This is a genomic window from Marinovum sedimenti (assembly GCF_054052205.1).
Window position 1 is genome coordinate 728,913 of sequence record NZ_CM133223.1, and the last position, 17,508, is coordinate 746,420.

The 17,508-nt window shown below is 61.6% G+C and carries 16 protein-coding genes; 4 read left to right on the forward strand and 12 right to left on the reverse strand.

Features of this window, described 5'->3' with window-relative positions; translation table 11 throughout:
• Positions 1 to 44 precede the first annotated feature (44 nt).
• On the forward strand, positions 45 to 1,907 hold the full coding sequence (locus tag ACW9UO_RS03535; RefSeq protein ID WP_457087605.1) for an ABC transporter ATP-binding protein: 1,863 nt from the start codon (positions 45 to 47) through the stop codon (positions 1,905 to 1,907).
• A gap of 117 nt (positions 1,908 to 2,024) precedes the next feature.
• On the opposite strand, the gene ACW9UO_RS03540 is transcribed toward ACW9UO_RS03535, so the two are convergent.
• From ACW9UO_RS03540 to ACW9UO_RS03595, 12 genes are all read right to left on the reverse strand, one after another.
• Positions 2,025 to 2,876: an ABC transporter permease gene (locus tag ACW9UO_RS03540; RefSeq protein ID WP_457087606.1), complete on the reverse strand. Its 852-nt coding sequence runs from the start codon at positions 2,874 to 2,876 to the stop codon at positions 2,025 to 2,027.
• A gap of 4 nt (positions 2,877 to 2,880) precedes the next feature.
• Positions 2,881 to 3,738, reverse strand: a complete 858-nt coding sequence (locus ACW9UO_RS03545; RefSeq protein ID WP_457087607.1) for an ABC transporter permease — start codon at positions 3,736 to 3,738, stop codon at positions 2,881 to 2,883.
• The gene (locus ACW9UO_RS03550) at positions 3,738 to 4,823 is read right to left on the reverse strand and encodes an ABC transporter ATP-binding protein (RefSeq protein WP_457087608.1); all 1,086 of its coding nucleotides are present in this window, start codon (positions 4,821 to 4,823) and stop codon (positions 3,738 to 3,740) included. Before ACW9UO_RS03550 ends, ACW9UO_RS03545 begins: the two co-directional genes overlap by 1 nt.
• Before the next feature lie 51 nt (positions 4,824 to 4,874).
• On the reverse strand, positions 4,875 to 5,936 hold the full coding sequence (locus ACW9UO_RS03555; protein WP_457087609.1) for an extracellular solute-binding protein: 1,062 nt from the start codon (positions 5,934 to 5,936) through the stop codon (positions 4,875 to 4,877).
• 154 nt (positions 5,937 to 6,090) lie between these two features.
• On the reverse strand, positions 6,091 to 6,588 hold the full coding sequence (locus tag ACW9UO_RS03560; RefSeq protein WP_457087610.1) for a nucleoside deaminase: 498 nt from the start codon (positions 6,586 to 6,588) through the stop codon (positions 6,091 to 6,093).
• A complete protein-coding gene (locus ACW9UO_RS03565; RefSeq protein ID WP_457087611.1) occupies positions 6,581 to 7,552 on the reverse strand; it encodes an ABC transporter ATP-binding protein in 972 nt (323 codons plus the stop codon). Before ACW9UO_RS03565 ends, ACW9UO_RS03560 begins: the two co-directional genes overlap by 8 nt.
• Positions 7,549 to 8,541, reverse strand: a complete 993-nt coding sequence (locus ACW9UO_RS03570) for an ABC transporter ATP-binding protein (protein ID WP_457087612.1) — start codon at positions 8,539 to 8,541, stop codon at positions 7,549 to 7,551. Before ACW9UO_RS03570 ends, ACW9UO_RS03565 begins: the two co-directional genes overlap by 4 nt.
• Positions 8,538 to 9,974: a chlorohydrolase family protein gene (locus ACW9UO_RS03575; protein WP_457087613.1), complete on the reverse strand. Its 1,437-nt coding sequence runs from the start codon at positions 9,972 to 9,974 to the stop codon at positions 8,538 to 8,540. Before ACW9UO_RS03575 ends, ACW9UO_RS03570 begins: the two co-directional genes overlap by 4 nt.
• Positions 9,974 to 11,158 (reverse strand): amidohydrolase family protein, encoded by a 1,185-nt coding sequence (locus ACW9UO_RS03580; RefSeq protein WP_457087614.1) that lies wholly within the window; start codon positions 11,156 to 11,158, stop codon positions 9,974 to 9,976. The genes ACW9UO_RS03575 and ACW9UO_RS03580 overlap by 1 nt, the downstream gene beginning before the upstream one ends.
• 2 nt (positions 11,159 to 11,160) lie before the next feature.
• Entirely contained in the window at positions 11,161 to 12,144 is a 984-nt protein-coding gene (locus tag ACW9UO_RS03585) for an ABC transporter permease (protein ID WP_457087615.1), read from the reverse strand.
• Positions 12,137 to 13,120 carry an ABC transporter permease gene (locus tag ACW9UO_RS03590; protein WP_457087616.1) on the reverse strand — a complete coding sequence of 328 codons (984 nt, stop codon included), beginning with the start codon at positions 13,118 to 13,120 and terminating at the stop codon, positions 12,137 to 12,139. Before ACW9UO_RS03590 ends, ACW9UO_RS03585 begins: the two co-directional genes overlap by 8 nt.
• A 123-nt stretch (positions 13,121 to 13,243) precedes the next feature.
• Entirely contained in the window at positions 13,244 to 14,821 is a 1,578-nt protein-coding gene (locus ACW9UO_RS03595) for an ABC transporter substrate-binding protein (RefSeq protein ID WP_457087617.1), read from the reverse strand.
• Between the two features lie 164 nt (positions 14,822 to 14,985).
• Between ACW9UO_RS03595 and ACW9UO_RS03600 the strand changes: the two genes are divergently transcribed.
• The 3 genes from ACW9UO_RS03600 to ACW9UO_RS03610 all read left to right on the forward strand — a co-directional run bounded on the left by ACW9UO_RS03600 (position 14,986) and on the right by ACW9UO_RS03610 (position 17,500).
• On the forward strand, positions 14,986 to 15,675 hold the full coding sequence (locus ACW9UO_RS03600; RefSeq protein ID WP_457087618.1) for a GntR family transcriptional regulator: 690 nt from the start codon (positions 14,986 to 14,988) through the stop codon (positions 15,673 to 15,675).
• Positions 15,672 to 16,343 carry a flavin reductase family protein gene (locus tag ACW9UO_RS03605; RefSeq protein ID WP_457087619.1) on the forward strand — a complete coding sequence of 224 codons (672 nt, stop codon included), beginning with the start codon at positions 15,672 to 15,674 and terminating at the stop codon, positions 16,341 to 16,343. The genes ACW9UO_RS03600 and ACW9UO_RS03605 overlap by 4 nt, the downstream gene beginning before the upstream one ends.
• 197 nt (positions 16,344 to 16,540) lie before the next feature.
• Positions 16,541 to 17,500 carry a TAXI family TRAP transporter solute-binding subunit gene (locus tag ACW9UO_RS03610; RefSeq protein WP_457087620.1) on the forward strand — a complete coding sequence of 320 codons (960 nt, stop codon included), beginning with the start codon at positions 16,541 to 16,543 and terminating at the stop codon, positions 17,498 to 17,500.
• Positions 17,501 to 17,508 lie beyond the last annotated feature (8 nt).

The following is a 17,508-nucleotide window of genomic DNA, read 5'->3' on the forward strand; positions in this document are numbered from 1 at the left end:
GCGGCACTCTGCGGCCGAGTGGTGCGCGTGGGGGAAGAGTAACGATGGTTAGATTCTATGACTGGCTGACGCGGCGCGCGCTCAATCTTTCCGATCCGTATGTCCTTGGCACCAACCCGGTGCCGGCCACCCGGGTCTGGCCCTACCTGAGATCGCACCTGCCGCCCTTGCGCCGCGTTCTCGTGCTTAGCGTGATCGTCACCGTCTTGGCGGCCAGCGTCGAAGTCTGGCTGATCAGCTATGCTGGCCAATTGATCGATATGTTGGCGGATACACCGCCCGCCGAGATCTGGGACCAACACAGCCTCAGCCTGATCCTCGCCGCGCTTACGGTGATCCTTCTGCGCCCGCTGTCGCAATTTGCGCGCTTTGCGGTGAACGATATCGCGTTTTCTTGCAACGTCGCCAACCTGTTCCGCTGGCGGGCGTATGATCACCTGACCCGGCAATCGGTCGGCTGGTTTCAGGACGATCTTGCCGGCCGCACTGCCTCGCGGCTGGTGATGATGGGCAATTACGCCTCTGACGCGCTGTACCAGTCGATCAATGCTGTCGCGTTCGGCATGGTCTATGTCATCGGCGTGATCATGCTTTTGGCGGGCACCGATATTCGGCTGGCGATCCCGCTGTTTGTCTGGATGGCGCTGTATATCACCCTGATGACCCTGATCGTGCCGCGCATGGTCAACGCGATGGAGGCCTTTAGCGCAGCCAAATCCGGGCTGCTCGGCAAGGTGGTCGATACCTTCACCAACTTCGACACTGTCAGCCTGTTTGCCCGCCGCACCGACCTTGAGACCGACCATCTGGAGGCGCTCGAACACACCCGCGAGACATTGTTCCGGGCGCGTCAGATCGGGCTTGCCTTGCGCACGGTGACCGTTTGGCTGGAGGGGGTGATTATGGTGGGCATCGTCGGATACGGCATCTGGCTTTGGAGCCAGGAGAGCGCCAGCATCGGCCTTGTCAGCGCCGCCGTGGCGTTGTCGCTGCGGATCACCACCATGGCGGAATGGCTGCTTGAGGCGGTGTGGCGGATCTTTGAACAGGTCGGTTCGATCCGCGAGGCGCTGCGCACGATTGCGCAGCCGCTGGCCATCGCGCATGACAGCGATGCCCCGGCGCTCAAGGTGACAACGGGCGAGATCACGATCACCGACGCGCAACACCGCTATGGCAAGGATCGCGGCGGGTTGATGGGCGTCAATCTGCACATCGCGCCGGGTGAAAAGGTCGGGCTGGTCGGGCCGTCTGGGGCGGGCAAGTCGACGCTGGTGAACCTCATCCTGCGGTTTTACGAACCCGAGGGCGGGCAAATCTGCATCGACGGTCAGGACATCCGCGATGTCGATCCCGAAAGCCTGCGCCGTGCCATTGGCATGGTCAGCCAGCAGGCCGCGTTGCTCAACCGGTCGGTGCGCGAGAACCTGACAATTGGCCAAACCGGGCTGACGCAGGCGCAGATCGAGGCCGCCGCCCGCGAGGCGCGCGCGCATGATTTCATCTGCGATCTGAAGGACAGCCAGGGCCGCACCGGCTATGACGCGCATGTCGGCGAGCGCGGGGTCAAGCTGTCGGGCGGACAACGCCAGCGGATCGCTTTGGCGCGGGTGATGCTCAAGGATGCGCCGATCCTGATCCTTGATGAGGCGACCAGCGCGTTGGACAGCGCGGTTGAGGCCGAAATTCAAACCGCGCTGACCCGTGTGATGGGCGACAAAACCGTGATCGCCATTGCGCACCGGCTGTCAACGATTGCCGAGATGGACCGGATTGTTGTGCTCGACGAGGGCCGGATCGTGGAAAGCGGCACCCATCAAGAGCTTTTGTCGGCTGGCAATCTGTATGCGACCCTGTGGAACCGCCAGTCAGGTGGGTTTATTGGCAGTTCGGCCCTGCCCGGCTGACATGCCCTTTCGATAGGCTAGGCCGGGCTTGGGCGCGCGCTAGGGGCGTTGCTCACGCCCGGTGAATTTGCCCGCCGACACCCGCCAAGGCAGAAAGGTTGCCGGGAAAATCCGGCGTCACGTCTTGCGTTGGAACAGGATCAAACCCAACGCCAGCAACGACGATCCCAGCATCAACAGCAGCGACACCGCGTTGAGCAAGGGCGTCGAGCCCTCTTTCAACCGATCGAACATAGCAATCGTCAGCGGCGCGTCCGAGCCAACCAGCATCAGCGTCGTGTTGAAATTCTCAAAGCTCATCAGGAAAGCCACCACCACCGCGCCGATCATTGCCGGCGCAAGAAACGGTAGCGTGATCGTGCGCACCGCCGTCAACCGGTCCGCCCCAAGGTTTAGCGCCGCCTCCTCCAGCGTACGGTCAAACTTTTGCAAACGGGCCGAGATGACCAGCGTCGCGATGGTGGTGATAAAGCTGAACTGACCGAGAACAACCAACAAAAGGCCGGGGCGCAGGGCCTGAACATCGATCTGCGCGACCTCCCAGATGCCATTCGCCAGGGTCGAGGAAAACACCAGGATCGAGATGCCCAGCACGATGCCAGGGATCACCAGCGGCAACAGCATCAGCACGTAAAGCAGCCCCTTGCCGCGAAACTCGTAGCGGTTGAACAGAAAGGCGTTGGTTGTGCCAACGCTGACCGACAGCACTGCAACACAGACCGCGACCAGAGCCGAAGTGCCCACTGAGCGCAAAATGCCACGCTCGTGAAACACGCCGATTTGTGGGCGTTCGTCGCCGTAAAACCAGTTCCAGGTGAACCCCTCCCACGGCAGCGACGGGAACTGGCTGTCGTTGAAGGCAAAGACCGCCACCACCGTCAGCGGCAAGGCGAGATAGAGGAAAAACAGCGCAACATAGCCGCCATAGACAAAGCGAAAGGCCCGCGATTGCGGGATTGTCGGTATCATCGGCTCATCCCATCGTTTCCTTGAGGGTCCGGCCCGTCAGCCGCAACATCCCCCAGACAATCACCGACGACAGCACCAGCAGCATGAACCCGAACGAGGCCCCCAGCTCCCAGTTTGAGCGCACGATGAACTGGTTATAGATCATTTCGGTGAACCAAAGGCTGTCTTTGCCCCCCAGCATCGTCGGCGTCAGATAGTTGCCAAGGCTGAGCATGAACACCACGATACAGCCGGACACGATGCCGGGCATGGCATGGGGAATGATAATCTCACGCAGGACAGAAAATCCATTGCCGCCAAGGTCATAGCCCGCTTCAATCACGCTGTCGTCAAGGCTTTCGATCGTGGTGACAAGCGGCACCACCATGAACAACATCGAGGTATAGACCAACCCGACCATCATCGTGGCATCGGTGTACAACAGCTCGACCGGTCGGTCCGCCAGCCCCACCCATTGCAGCAGGTTCGACACAATCCCGGTCTCGCGCAGCAGGATCATCCAGCCAAAGGTGCGCACCAGTTCCGACACGTAAAACGGGATCAGGCAGAGCAGAAACAGCACCTGTTGCAGCCGCCCCTTGGCCATCTTGGCGATGTAATACGCCACCGGAAAGGCGATCAGCAGTGTGATCCCCGTGGCCAGCACCGACATCACCGCCGTACGCCAGAACGTGCGCAAATACAGCGGTTCGGTCAGCGCCTTTTCGTAATGTGTGAGGCTGGGTTCATAAACACCAAAGCTGATGCGTTCGCGCAGGGAAATCATCAGCATGTCGATATGCGGAATGATGATCAGCAGGCTGAGCCACAACACCAGCGGCGTCAGCAACAGCACAAAGGCAATGCGGGATTGGTGGCGCATCAGGTCGCCCCAAAGCAGGTCGCCTGCTCCGCCGCCCAGCCGATATGCACCGTGTCGCCGCGCCGCAACGCCGCGAATTCACCCGACTGCGGCAGCGTGACCTCCAGCGTTTCGCCCGCGTCGTCCTGCACCAACACGCGCGAGGCCGCGCCGTTGAACAACAGGCTGGTGACGGTGCATTTCAGTTGGTTGTCAAATGCGGCCAAAGCCTCGGCGCTGGCCGCAAGTCTGATCTGCTCCGGGCGGACAAAAATCTCGGCCTTGTCGCCCTCCGACAGCGCCGTTCCCGTGGCCCGCATCGCCAAGCCGGTGTCGGTGCGCAGTTGGATCGCGCCGCCCTCGACCCGCTCGATCCGGCCTTTCCAACGGTTCGATTCCCCAATGAAACCAGCCACAAACGGCGTATCGGGGCGGTAATACAGGTCTTGCCCGCTGCCGACCTGCTCAAACTTACCCGCGTTCATCACCGCGATCTGATCGGACATCACCAGCGCTTCGGATTGGTCGTGGGTGATATAGACAAATGTGGTGTCGAACGCGGCCTGAAGCGCCTTGAGCTCGACCTTCATATGCTCGCGTAGTTTAAGATCCAAAGCGCCGAGCGGTTCATCCAACAGCAACACATCCGGCTCAAGCACCATGCAGCGGGCGATGGCCACGCGCTGCTTTTGCCCGCCCGAGAGTTCATCCACCTTGCGTCCGCCAATCCCCGGCAGGCCGATACGGTCAAGCGCCTCGTCAACCTTGCGGGCGATGGCATCCTTGGCCATGCCGCGACGACGCAGCCCATAGCCGATGTTTTCAGCAATGGTCATCATCGGGAACAGCGCGAGATGCTGAAACACCATATTCACCGGCCGCTTGTTCGGCGGCGTGTCGAGCACCGATGCGCCCTTGATCCGAATGTCGCCCGAGGTCGGGTCGAGAAAACCGGCGATCATCCGCATGATCGTGGTTTTGCCACAGCCCGAAGGCCCGAGGATCGAAAAGAAACTGCCCGGTGGCACCGAAAAGGCGACGTTGTCGACAGCCGTGGTATCGCCGAACCGCTTCACGAGGTCGACGCATTCCAGATCTGGGGTCATGTGAAATCCGTAAAATGGGGCGGCACCCGGCAAGGGGTGCCGCCCGAATGATCAATTGGCGGCTTGAACCCGGTCAAGCACGTCGCCTTCGATGGTTTCCAACCCGGCAGGCACCGGCGGATACCACTTGATGTTGTCGATGGCCTCTTGCGGGAAGCTCGCCTGGTACTTGGCCTTCAGCGCGTCTTCGGCAAACTCATCCGCCCCGGCAGAGGCTGTGAAGTTGCCCGCCGCTGCGGTGATCATGGCCGCGACTTCCGGCTGCATCACAAAGTTGATCCACTCATAAGCGACATCATCGGCCTGCCCTTTGGCGGGCAGCACAAAGGTATCGATCCAGCCCAAAGCGCCAGAGGTCGGCGCGACAAAGGTGATGTCGGCGTTGTCGTCGTTCAGCTTCCAGCCGCCGGTGTCCCAGGCCATCGAGGCGGTCACTTCGCCCGAGCGCACAAGGTTCATCAGCTCATCACCGCCGCCCCAATAGGTTTTGACGTTGGCTTTGCACTCGGTCAGCTTGGCCTCAACCTTGCTCATGATCTCGGTGTACTTCGCCTCGTCATTGTAGGCCGCAAAGGGATCTTCGCCCAAGGCAAACGCAAAACCGATCAGCGTCGGGCGTTTCAAACGGTACGACACCTTGCCCGCAACCGCCGGATCACACAGGTCGGTGTAGTCCTTCACGATGTCGCCCGCCTCGGCGGTGTTCATCACGAGGCCCGACGTGCCCCAGACATGCGGCACGCCGTAAACATCGCCGTTGACGGTGGTGTTGGCCATTGTCGCCATCAGCATCGACGCAATGAACTGGTCCTGGTTGAGCTTCGAGACGTCCATCGGCTTGTAGATGCCAAATTCCATCTGCGGGCCCATCACCCGGTCTTGCGACGGTTGCGCAAGGTCAAAGCCGCCGCCGCCGGTAGCGCGCAACTTGGCGATCATTTCTTCGTTGTTGGATTTCGTCACTTCGACGGTGTGGCCGGTCTGTTCCTCGAACATCGCCACCACGTCATCGGGTGCATAGCCGCCCCAGGTCAAAAGCCGCAGCGTGTCGGCTTGCGCAACCGAAGCAAGCCCCACCAGCATGGTGCTGGCCAGCAAAAGGGATCGGGTCATGGTATGTCCTCACTGTTGTATTTTGTTATTCCCGGCAGAATGCGCGCATTAGACCAATTGGTCAAATTATAGTTCAGCGCGACAGGAATCCCTCTACAGCGACAGTGTGAAACCGCGATGACAGCCTGAAAAATTACCAACTGCCTCTATGCGCTTAAACCCGAGAGCGCGCCAGCCTTGCCCAATCGTGCAGCACTTCGCGGGCTTCGGCATCGAGATGCTGTTCGGCGGGCATGATCCGCTGCGCCACGCCGTGGCCGCACTCATGGGTCAGCAGGTCAACATCAATGGGAAAGCGCGCCGCCCTCGGCAGGTCCGCAATGGCCCCACCGGCCTGCGCCATATCGGCGGCGTAATACAGCGCGGCAATCCCCGAGATGTTCATCGCCGCCACACAAAGCGCACAGGGTTCGCAGCTTGAATACAGCGCACAGCCGCGCAGATCGACCGTCCCAAGATTACGACAGGCATCGCGGATCGCTTCGGTCTCGCCATGCGAAGTCGGGTCGTGGTTCATCACCGAACGGTTGATCCCCTCGCCAACGATCTTGCCATCTTTGACGATGACCGCGCCGAAAGGTTCGGTGCCGGGGGTATCAAGCGCTTGCGCCGAGATCGCAATCGCGCGACGCAGAAAGGTTTCGTTATACATTCTTGGGAGTTCCTTCAGCAGCAAAACAGGCAACGCGGCGATCATGCACCTCGGGGCGGCGCTGTGGACGCTCGGCCTTGCAGCGATCAAACGCCAGCGGGCAACGCGGGTGAAAGCTGCACCCCGAGGGCGGCGACACCGGCGAAGGCACCTCGCCGCCCATCGGGCTGCGATCGCGCTGCGGCGCTTCGAGGTCTGGGATCGTTTCCAACAAAAGCCGCGTATAGGGGTGCAGCGGGTTGGCAAACAGATCGGCGGTGGGCTGAATTTCGACGATCCGGCCAAGGTACATCACCGCAATCACATCCGCCATATGGCGCACAACACTCAGATCATGGCTGATGAACAGATAGGTCAGCTCCATCTCTTTTTGCAGCCGTTTCATCAGGTTCAGCACCTGCGCCTGCACTGAAACATCCAGCGCCGAGGTCGGCTCGTCGCACACCAGAAACTCGGGTTCACCGGCCAAGGCACGCGCGATCGAGATCCGCTGGCGCTGCCCGCCCGAGAATTCATGCGGGAACTTTTGCCCATCGGTCGGGGCAAGGCCAACGGTGCGCAGCAGCTCATCAACCCGCGCCGTCACCTCGGGCATTGGCGTGTCGGGGCGCAGGGTGCGCAGGGGCTCGGCGATGATCCGGCCCACGCGCCAGCGCGGGTTCAGGCTGGCAAACGGGTCTTGAAAGATCATCTGAAGCCGGTCGCGGTCGCCATGGAACTTGATGCTGCCGCCCGAGGGCGGATGCAGCCCGGTGACAAGCTTGGCGATGGTGCTTTTGCCACAGCCGGACTCCCCGACAAGCGCGAGGGTCTGGCCGCGCTGAATGACAAAATCAACGCCATCGACAGCGCGCAGGGTGCGGCGCGGCTTACGCTCGATCAGCCGGTTGAGCCAGGGTGCCGAGACATCGAAGCGCCGCTCAAGCGCGTCAACTTCGAGGATGGCATTGGGGCGGATGCTCATGCGGCTTCTCCTTGTTCGACGGTTCCGGTCTGGGCCAGCCAGCAGGCCGCGCCGGTGGTATCGCCTTGCGCAACCTTGGGAATATCGCTGCGGCAGCGCGGCCCGGCATGGCCACAGCGCGGATTAAAGGCACAGCCCGGCGGGATCGCGTTCAGCCGTGGCATCGCGCCGGGGATCATCTGCAACTCGTCCACGTCCTTGCGCAGCGACGGGATCGAGCCCATCAATCCGATGGTATACGGGTGCTGCGGGCGGCGCACGACGTCGTCAACGCTACCAATTTCGGCCAGACGTCCGGCATACATCACCGCAACCCGGTCGGCGGTTTCGGCGATCACCCCCATGTCATGCGTGACCAGCATCACCGCCGTACCGCGCTCGCGACACAGGCGTTTCAACAGCGCGGTGATCTGCGCCTGGATCGACACGTCAAGCGCGGTGGTCGGCTCATCCGCCACGATCAGCTCCGGCTCGGCGCAGAGCGCCAAGGCAATCACAATCCGCTGGCGCATGCCGCCGGAGAACTGGTGCGGATAGCCGTCGATCCGCTCTTCCACCGCCGGAATACCCACCTCGCGCATCAGCTCCTTGGCGCGTTCGCGGGCCTGTGTCTTGTCAAGATCGGTGTGCAGGCGAATGGTCTCGACCAGCTGATCCCCAACGCGAAACAACGGATTGAGCGAGGTCAGCGGGTCCTGAAAGATCGCCCCGATGCGGCGGCCCCGGATGGCCTGCATCGCGCGGTCATCAAGAGTGTCGATCCTGTCGCCCGACAGGTGGATCGACCCGGAGGCGATCCGCCCCGGAGGCTCAAGCAGCCCCAAGATTGCCATGCCGGTCATCGATTTGCCCGCGCCGGATTCACCGACCATGCCCAGGATCTCACCGCGCCGGATTTGCAGCGAGATGTCATCGACGGCGGTCAGCACGCCCTTGCGGGTGGGAAATTCGACGCGCAGGTTTTGCACATCGAGAACAACATCGCTCATGGCGCGGCCCTCTTGTAGCTTGGGGTGAAAATCTCGGACACAGGCGCATGGCCCGCCGTGCGGTCGGGGTATTTGGCAATCAGCCGGTCGAATTGCGCCTGCACGCGGGCGGCGTCTGCGGGTTCATCAACGCCGGGAATCACGCCGTCGGCCATCACCTGCCGCCCGTCGATCCAGACATCGCGCACATCGCGCCCCGAGGCCGAAGTCATCAGCGTTTGCACCGGATCGGGCGTTTGCAGTGTGTGGCGCAGGTCGATCACCGTGATGTCGGCCTTGGCCCCGGGCTGTAGCCGGCCCAAATCAGAGCGGTTCAGCGCCTGCGCCCCGCCCAGAGTGGCGGCATCGAACATGTCTTCTGAACGGATCGCGGTCATGCCGTCGGCGAGCCGCGCGCACATCATACCGATCTGCATGTTCAGGATCATGTCCGCCGGGTGGGTGTCGGTGCCAAGCCCGATATTGATGCCCTTGGCGCGCACCTTGGCAAAGCTTTTCAGCAGGCCACCGTGGCGCGCCGCCACCAGCGGGCAATGCACCAGCGTCGCCCCTGCCCCGGCGATCAGGTCGAATTCCGCCTCGGTCGCCTGCGTGCCATGCGGCAACAGCCAGTTGCCGCCAAGCGCGCCAATCCGGCTGAGCCATTCAATCGGCGCGCAGCCGTGCTGTTCGCGCACCAGACGCAATTCGACGGGCGATTGGCTGCAATGCTGGCGCACCGGCGCGCCCATCTCCGCGGCGATTTCGGCGGTGCGTTGCAGCAGCGCCTCGGTGCAGGTTTCGATCCGGTCGGGGGCAAACATCGCGCGGATGCGTCCCCCTGCGATCCCGTCGATCCGCGCGGCAAAACCTTCGGCCTCGGCCAGCCCCTGCATCCCGCGCGCTTCGTCAAACACCGCGCGGATGTTGCCAGCATCGTCCGTCACCTGCCCGCCGGTGCGATAAGCCGGGCCAAGGTAAACCCGCAGGCCAAGGTCTTCGGCCGCCGCAGCAGCAGCGTCAAATTCGGCGACCGTCTCGCCCCATGCACGGTAAAACAGCGAGGCGATGGGCAGCGCCGTGGTAATCCCATTGCGGATCAGCTGGGCGAAGGCGTGGCGTTTCTGAAAGGCCAGCTCCTCAGCTGTGTACATCTCATATGGCCCGCGTGCGACATAGCTTTCGGGCCAGACCCGGCCCTTTTTCCACGCTGGAGCATTGTCATAACCAAGGATCGTGGTGTCGAGGTCAGACAGCGCATCAAGGTCGATAAACCCCGGCGAAATCACCGCCTCGCCATAGTCGATCCGCCGCGCAATCGGGCCATCGAACGACGCGCCGACATGCACGACCTGCGCGCCGTCGATCACCACAACGCCGTTCTCATGCACCACATGGTGCCCATCATAGTGGCCAATCACCCAGCGGGCCGACAGAAGCGTGCGACCCTGCATCACGGTGCCTCGATCACGCAAGCGCCGTCGCGCGCGATGACCGCGCCTCCCTTGAGCACCAGCTTGCGCGGCGCGTGGGTCACGACAGCTTCGGCCAGGGTCGCGCCCTCGACCAAGACGCAATCGGCGCGATTGCCAAGGCCCAGCCCATAGCCCTCGACCCCCATGATCGCCGCGCCGCCAAAGGTGCAGATGTCCAGCGCCAGCTCGACCTCATCATCGCGGCGCAGGTTGTTGCGCATGCCGATCTGCATCGCCTTTTCCAGCATGTCCGAGTTGCCATACGGCCCCCACGTGTCGCGGATGCCATCACAGCCCGCGCCGATTAGAATGCCCTGCGCTGTCAGCTCTTTGACCACAGGCACCGGGGCCGAGGCCGGGGCGGTTGTCAGAATGTGAATGCGGTTCTCAGCCAGCTTTTCATGCAGCCCCGCCACATAGCCCCGGTCCACCGCGCCAAGACAGAAAGCATGCGAAATCGACACTTTGCCCTGCATCCCCAACGCCACGGTGCGGTCGATGATCTCTTCCATCGAAAACCAGCCGAGCGCGTCACGTTCATGCAGATGAATGTCCACTGGCTTGCCGTGTTTTTCGGCCAGCATGAACACGGTATCAAGGTGGCCTTTGGGGTCATGCTCCATCCCGCAGGGGTCGATGCCGCCAACAAGATCCGCACCCATCGCCAGCGCTTCGTCCATCAATTCGGCGGTGCCGGGACGGGTCATCATGCCCGATTGGGGAAAGGCGACAATCTCGATATCAACCATACCGGCCAGCTTTTCGCGCGTCGCCATGACGCCCTCGATCCCGGCCAGCCCGTGGTGGGTATCCACGTCAACATGGCTGCGGATATGGGTGCAGCCGTGTGACATGGCGAGGATGGCGTGGCGTTCGCTTTGCACCTGCGGATCAAGCCCAAGCGAGACCTTGACCGCGCGCTCATTGTCGATCTTGTCAATCAGGCGCGGACCAACCTCGTTGCGATACCACGGCAGGCCAAGCAGCGATTTATCGAGATGGGTGTGCGCCTCGATCAGCCCCGGAATAAGCAGGCGACCGCCGCCATCAATCACCTCCGCCCCTGCGGGCGCATCGGCGACAAACACGCCGTCAACGATATGCAGGTCGGTGGCCGGGCCACCCATCGGGCGAACGTTTTTGAGAGTTTTCGAAGTCATCATAGTCACCGCAATTTGGGGTTAAGCGCGTCGCGCAGCCAGTCGCCGATCATATTGACCGACAGCACGATCAGGCAGAGCTGGATCGACGGGAACACCACGATCCACCACAGGCCGGAAAACAGGTATTGGTTGCCGATGCGGATAAGTGTGCCCAGCGACGGCTGATCGGGCGGCATGCCAACGCCGAGAAACGACAGCGTCGCCTCGGACAGGATCGCGAGGCCGAAATTCAACGTCGCCGCCACCATGATCGGCGTCATGCAATTGGGCAGGATATGGTGCAGCATCACCCGCCACGCCTTGACCCGGATCAGCTTGGCCGCCTGCACATATTCCTTTTTGGCCTCGACCATCGCCGAGGCGCGCACCGTGCGGGCGTATTGCACCCAAGACGGCACCGCGATGGCAAAGATCAGGATCGGCGCGGCCAGCACATCCTTTAATCCGGTGGGCAGAGAGGCATTGGCAATGGCGGTGATCAGGATCGCGATCAGGATGAACGGCATCGACAGCAACACATCGCCGACCCGCATAATCACATTGTCGACCCAGCCGCCGAAATAGCCCGCCACCAGCCCCAGCGTGAGGCCCACGGCCAGCGCCAAAAGCACCGAAGCAAAGCCGATGATCAGCGAAATGCGCGAGCCATAGAGCACCGCCGACAGGATATCGCGGCCTTGGGTGTCGGTGCCGAGCAGATAGGGCCACTGCCCACCGGCCTCCCAAATCGGCGGGATTTCCGAGTTCCACAGTTCCAGCGCCGCTAGGTCATAGGGGTTCTGCGGCGTGATCAACGGCGCCAGAAAGGCAGTGAGGGCAACAAGCGCCAGCAGCACCGCAGCAAAGATCGCCGACGGGTGCGCGCAAAAGGAAAACCACAGATCGCTTTCGCGCAACCGGGTGAGCCGCGAGGGCCGCGCCAATGGCACAGCAGTGTCGGTGGGCAGGGTCAGGGTCTTGTCCATAAAGGTCTCCGGTTCAGCCATTGCCACGGGCGGTGTCATCGCGCAGGCGCGGATCAATCCAGGCATAAGTGATGTCGACGAGGGTGTTCAGCGCGACGAAAATGAACGACACGATCAGCAGATAGGCGGCCATCACCGGCAGATCGACAAAGGTCACCGCCTGGATGAACAGCATCCCCATGCCGGGCCACTGGAACACCGTCTCGGTCACCAGCGCAAAGGCGATCAGGTTGCCGATCTGCATCCCCGTCAGGGTGATCACCGGCATCAGACAATTGCGCAGCGCATGGCGCCATTGCACGCGGGCGGTGGGCACGCCGCGCGCCCGGGCGAACTTGATATAATCGGCGCGCAGAGTCTCAAGCATCTCGGCCCGCACCAGCCGCATCACCAGCGTCACCTGAAAGGTCGAGAGCGAGATCGCCGGCAGGATAAGCGCCGCCCGCCCCGAGGCCGTGAGCAATCCGGTCGACCACCAGCCGATGTCCACCGTCTCGCCGCGCCCAAAGGCAGGCAGCCAGCCAAGCGAGACCGAAAAGGCGAGGATCAGCAGAATGCCAACCACGAAACTTGGCAGTGAGACGCCGATGATTGACCCCAGTTGCAACAGGTTGGCCAATCGACTGTCGCGGTAGACGGCGGTGATCACCCCCGCCGGAATCCCCACCACCAGCGAGATCACCGTCGCCACCAAAACCAGCTCGAACGTGGCTGGAAAGCGCTCTTTGATCAGCACCATCACATCCTGCTGGTTGCGATAGGAAATGCCGAAATCACCCTGCACCGCGTTGGTGACAAACCGGGTGTATTGGGTGACGAAACTGTCGTTCAGCCCCAGCCGTTCGCGCAGCTCAACGCGGTCTTGCAGGGTGGCCTGTTCGTTCACCATCATTTCGACGGGATCGCCGAAGAAGCGGAAAATCACAAAGGCCAGAAGCGCCACCGCCAGCATGACAAAGGCCGCATTGGCGGTACGTTTGAGAAGAAAGGCAATCATTCCGGTCTCCGGTGTGTGGTTGGATCACGGGGCGCAACCGCCCGCATGATCAGGTCGCGTAAGGACGCGCAGGAGCGGCTCCTGCGGCCGGTCGGACCGCCCGAAGGCGATCCGAAATCGTGATCAGGAGTCAGAGCCCATTGTGGCAAACCAGAGCCGCGGCTTGGCATCCGGGAACAGCGGCATGTCGGCCACTTCTTCGGTCACGGCCCAGGCCATCGGCTGTTGGTGCAACGGGATCATGATCATCTCGTCTTTGACGATTTGCAGCGCCTCGGTTTGCAGCCCCAACCGGGTGTCGAGGTCCAACTCACTGCCCGCAGCGTCAATCAGCGCATCAAGCTCGGGATACGACCAACCGCCCCAGTTAAAGACGCCAGCATTGCCATCCTTGGAGTGGAAGATCTGCAACAGCGGCGAATAGCTGTCGAGCAGCGGCAGCGTGGCCCAACCAAGGGTATAGACGTCGGTGGCACCATTGGTCCGCTTGGGCGATTGCACCGCGCGCGGCGCGACAGACAGCTTCGGCGACAGGCCAATCCGGCTCCACATCGAGGCGATGGCCTGACAGAACTGCTCTTCGTTCACCAGCCCGTCGCTGAGGCAGTTGAATTCAAACTCCAGCCCCTCGGGCACACCGGCCTCGGCCAGCAGTGTCTTGGACGCATCGGGGTCAAATCCGGGCAGTTCGTCCAGCGCTTCGGTATAGCCGGGGATCGGAGGGGCAATGGTCGCGCCCGCGGTGCGGGACTTGCCGCGCATCACCTTCTGGTGGATCAGGTCGAGGTCAATCGCCTTGTACAGCGCCTCGCGCACGGATTTTTCGCCAAAGGGATTGGCCTCGCCGGTGGTCAGCAGCTCGCGGAAGGGAAAGCCGATCATCACGGTGCGCAGGTCAACGCCTTCAAGCACCTCAACATTCGGCGCGGCGGCAAGGCGCGGCAAGTCCTGCACCGGGGCGTCATTGGTAAAGCTGATCTCACCCGACAGCAAAGCGGCAACACGGGTGGCAGCCGAATTCACTGGCGTTAGTTCAATCCGGTCGAGATTGTGCAGCGGTTCGTCCCACCACAGTGCGTTGGTCACAAACACCGTCTTGGCATCGGGCTGGCGGCTTTCCACAATGAACGGACCGGTGCCGTTGGCATTATAAGTGGCATAGCCTTCGGTGCCCGCGCCCACATCTGTCGGCATCAGCGCGTCATTCTCGGTCATCCATTCTTCGTCGAACATATGGATGTTGGTCAGGTCGTTGAGCAGCAGCGGATAGGTGCCGTTCAGCGTGATATCAACGGTGAGGTCATCAACCACAGCCGAGCTGACATAGGCCGGAAGATTGCCTTTGAGCGGCGAGGTTTCATGGCTCACACGGGTGAGCGAAGCCACGACATCCTGCGCCGTGAAGGGGTTGCCGTTGTGAAAGGTCACACCCTCGCGCAGCTTGAAACGCCAGGTGATCTGATCCTCGAGAATTTCCCAGCTTTCCGCCAGCGCCGGTTCGATCTTGAGGTCTTTGTTATAGCGCACCAGCCCTTCGTAAACGTGGTTAAGCACGTTTATCGTGAAGCTGTCGCCAAAGGAATAGGGATCGAGCGACCCGATATCGCGGTTGGCGCCCCATTTCAGAACGTTCTCGGCCTGGGCGCTGCCCGTTAAAGCGGCAACTGCCGCCGTTGCAAGCATAAGGTGTCGGAGTTTCATGGTCTTGTCCCTGTTGCAGTGGAATGTGTTTCGGATTCGACTAAATTGGATACGATGCATTTTGGGTGGCATAGCGAATACGATCCATCAAGCAAATTGTATCCAATTGACGAATAAAATCGAATACGATAATGATTGTGCGAATTTGATAGGCAGGCAGGACCATGAGTGACAACAAAACGACGCTGACCGACGCTGTGCACGACCTGCTGCGCAAGGCGATCATCGAGCAGGCGCTGAAACCCGGCATGCGCCTGCCCGAGGATACCGTGGGCGAGCAATTCGGCGTGTCGCGGACCATCGTGCGCCATGCGCTGGTGCGGCTTGAACATGAGGGCCTTGTGGTGACGCGGCGCAATCGCGGCGCCTTTGTCGCCGAGCCGTCGCGCGATGAGGCCAAACATGTGTTTGAGGTCCGTCGCTGCCTGGAAAATGATGTCATTCGCTTGCTTTGCGCGCGGATGCCAAGCAATGGCTATGACCGGCTTGAGGCGCATGTGCGGCAGGAACAGGCGGTCAAAGGCAAGGACGGGCCGGTGTCGATTCGCCTCGCGGGCGAATTTCATGTGCTCCTAGCCGAGCTGACCGGCAACCCGGTGCTGACCCGTTATGTCTCGGAGGTGGTGCTGCGCTGTTCGCTGATCATGTCGCTCTATGCCCGCAGCCATTCCTCGGATTGCGCCGTCGACGAGCATTCGCAGATTATCGAGGCGATCCGCGCTGGTGAAGCCACCCGCGCCATCCGCCTTATGGAGCACCATCTGGGGGCCGTTGCGGGCCGGGCCGAGCTTATCTCAGCGCCAGATAGTATCCAATCCATCCTCTCACATTACGGCAAGGAACTGGCCCAGTGACCAAACACCAAGGCTATCACGCCTTTGATTTCGCCGATCTCACCGCGCGTGAGGCGTATAAAGTCATGATCGGCACCATCGTGCCGCGCCCTATTGCATGGGTCACCACGATTTCGCCCGACGGCATCGCCAATGCCGCGCCGTATTCCTTTTTCAACTGCCTGTCTGCCGATCCGCCCATCCTCGCGCTGGGTGTCGAAAACAAGCCTGACAAAAGCTTCAAGGACACCGCCTATAATATCCGCATGACCAACTGCTTTACTGTGAACATCGTCGACCGGGCCAATGTGAAAGCGATGGCCGTGACCGCAGCGAACTTTCCGCCAGAGGTGGATGAGGTCGAAATGGCCGGGCTGACAACCGCGCCGGGCGACCGGGTCGCCTGCCCCCGTATCGCCGAGGCTCCGGTCGCGTTTGAATGCGAACGCTATCTCGGCATCGCCGTCAGTTCCGCCCGCGAAATCATCCTAGGGCGGATCGTGCGCGCGCATATCCGCGAAGACATCATCGACCCGAGCACCTACTATTCCGACCATGAAAAGCTTGATGCTTTGGGGCGGATGGGTGGCAACGGCTATGCCGGAACGCTGGACTATTTCGACTGGCCGACGCCCACCGCCGAGGAGGTGCAAGAACCGCTTCGCAAGAAAGTCATGCCAGGGCAATAAGGAGAGGGCAATAAGGAGGCGGTCTTTGGCGACCCGCCCAAAAAGACAGCTGGGTTCAGCGGCTCCGCAGTTTTGCGGGACCTATCGCAGATGCCTCCTGATGCTGCGCTGCCTTTTGCACCGCACCGGCCAGTTCGGCTTGATTTAATCAATTCGCGATGTACGGTGGCCGGCAATAACAAACCGGGAGGAATACCATGAAACTTACCAAATTTATCGCCGTCGCCGCCGTTCTGGCCGCCTCGCCTGCGCTGTCGCAGACGCAAATTTCGATCGCCACGGGCGGCACCGGCGGGGTCTATTACCCGATGGGCGGCGGTCTGGCCGAAGTGATCAACAACCACGTCGAAGGCTATAGCGCCACCGCCGAAGTCACCGGTGCCTCAGTCGAGAACATGGGCCTGATCGCGACTGGCGACGCCGATCTGGCGATTGGTCTGGCTGACACCGTGCAGCAAGCTTATTCCGGCACTGGCCGTTTCGACGGTCAGCAACTGCCGATGATCCGCGCCGTCGGCTCGCTTTACGCCAACATGCTGCAAATCGTGACGCTGGCCGACAGTGGCATCGAAACCATCGATGACCTCAGAGGCAAGCGCGTCTCTGTCGGCGCGCCGGGCTCGGGCACCGAGGTCAACGCACGCACCCTGCTTGAGGCCAACGGCCTGTCGTTCGACGATTTCGATGCCCAGCGGCTGAACTTTAACGAAACCGGCGATGCGCTGAACAACGGTGACATTGACGCCGGGTTCTGGAGCGTTGGGGCCCCGACCTCGTCGATCCTCAACCTTGCCACCACCAACTCGATCCGCATGATCGGGCTGAGTGATGAGCAGGTCGCCGCAGCCGATGCCGCCGATCCGACCTTTGCGCCGCTGAAGCTGGCGGGCGGTGTGTATCAGGGCGTTGACGCCGAAGTCTCGACTGTGGGCGTGCCCAACGTGCTGGTCGTGTCCTCCGAGATGGACGAAGACACCGTCTATATGATCACCAAAGCGATGTACGAAAACATTGCCGACATGCAGGCGGTTCACCCGGCAGCCAACGAAACCACTGTGGACTTCTCGATGAACGCCACGCCGGTTCCGCTGCATCCCGGTGCGCTGCGCTATTACGAAGAAATCGGTGCGACAATCCCGGACGCCCTGCGCCCGTGATCGACAAA

Coding starts and splice junctions, on each gene's coding strand:
- ACW9UO_RS03535 (WP_457087605.1), top strand. CDS start 45: ATGGTTAGATTCTATGACTGGCTGACGCGGCGCGCGCTCAATCTTTCC.
- ACW9UO_RS03540 (WP_457087606.1), bottom strand. CDS start 2,876: ATGATACCGACAATCCCGCAATCGCGGGCCTTTCGCTTTGTCTATGGC.
- ACW9UO_RS03545 (WP_457087607.1), bottom strand. CDS start 3,738: ATGCGCCACCAATCCCGCATTGCCTTTGTGCTGTTGCTGACGCCGCTG.
- ACW9UO_RS03550 (WP_457087608.1), bottom strand. CDS start 4,823: ATGACCCCAGATCTGGAATGCGTCGACCTCGTGAAGCGGTTCGGCGAT.
- ACW9UO_RS03555 (WP_457087609.1), bottom strand. CDS start 5,936: ATGACCCGATCCCTTTTGCTGGCCAGCACCATGCTGGTGGGGCTTGCT.
- ACW9UO_RS03560 (WP_457087610.1), bottom strand. CDS start 6,588: ATGTATAACGAAACCTTTCTGCGTCGCGCGATTGCGATCTCGGCGCAA.
- ACW9UO_RS03565 (WP_457087611.1), bottom strand. CDS start 7,552: ATGAGCATCCGCCCCAATGCCATCCTCGAAGTTGACGCGCTTGAGCGG.
- ACW9UO_RS03570 (WP_457087612.1), bottom strand. CDS start 8,541: ATGAGCGATGTTGTTCTCGATGTGCAAAACCTGCGCGTCGAATTTCCC.
- ACW9UO_RS03575 (WP_457087613.1), bottom strand. CDS start 9,974: ATGCAGGGTCGCACGCTTCTGTCGGCCCGCTGGGTGATTGGCCACTAT.
- ACW9UO_RS03580 (WP_457087614.1), bottom strand. CDS start 11,158: ATGATGACTTCGAAAACTCTCAAAAACGTTCGCCCGATGGGTGGCCCG.
- ACW9UO_RS03585 (WP_457087615.1), bottom strand. CDS start 12,144: ATGGCTGAACCGGAGACCTTTATGGACAAGACCCTGACCCTGCCCACC.
- ACW9UO_RS03590 (WP_457087616.1), bottom strand. CDS start 13,120: ATGATTGCCTTTCTTCTCAAACGTACCGCCAATGCGGCCTTTGTCATG.
- ACW9UO_RS03595 (WP_457087617.1), bottom strand. CDS start 14,821: ATGAAACTCCGACACCTTATGCTTGCAACGGCGGCAGTTGCCGCTTTA.
- ACW9UO_RS03600 (WP_457087618.1), top strand. CDS start 14,986: ATGAGTGACAACAAAACGACGCTGACCGACGCTGTGCACGACCTGCTG.
- ACW9UO_RS03610 (WP_457087620.1), top strand. CDS start 16,541: ATGAAACTTACCAAATTTATCGCCGTCGCCGCCGTTCTGGCCGCCTCG.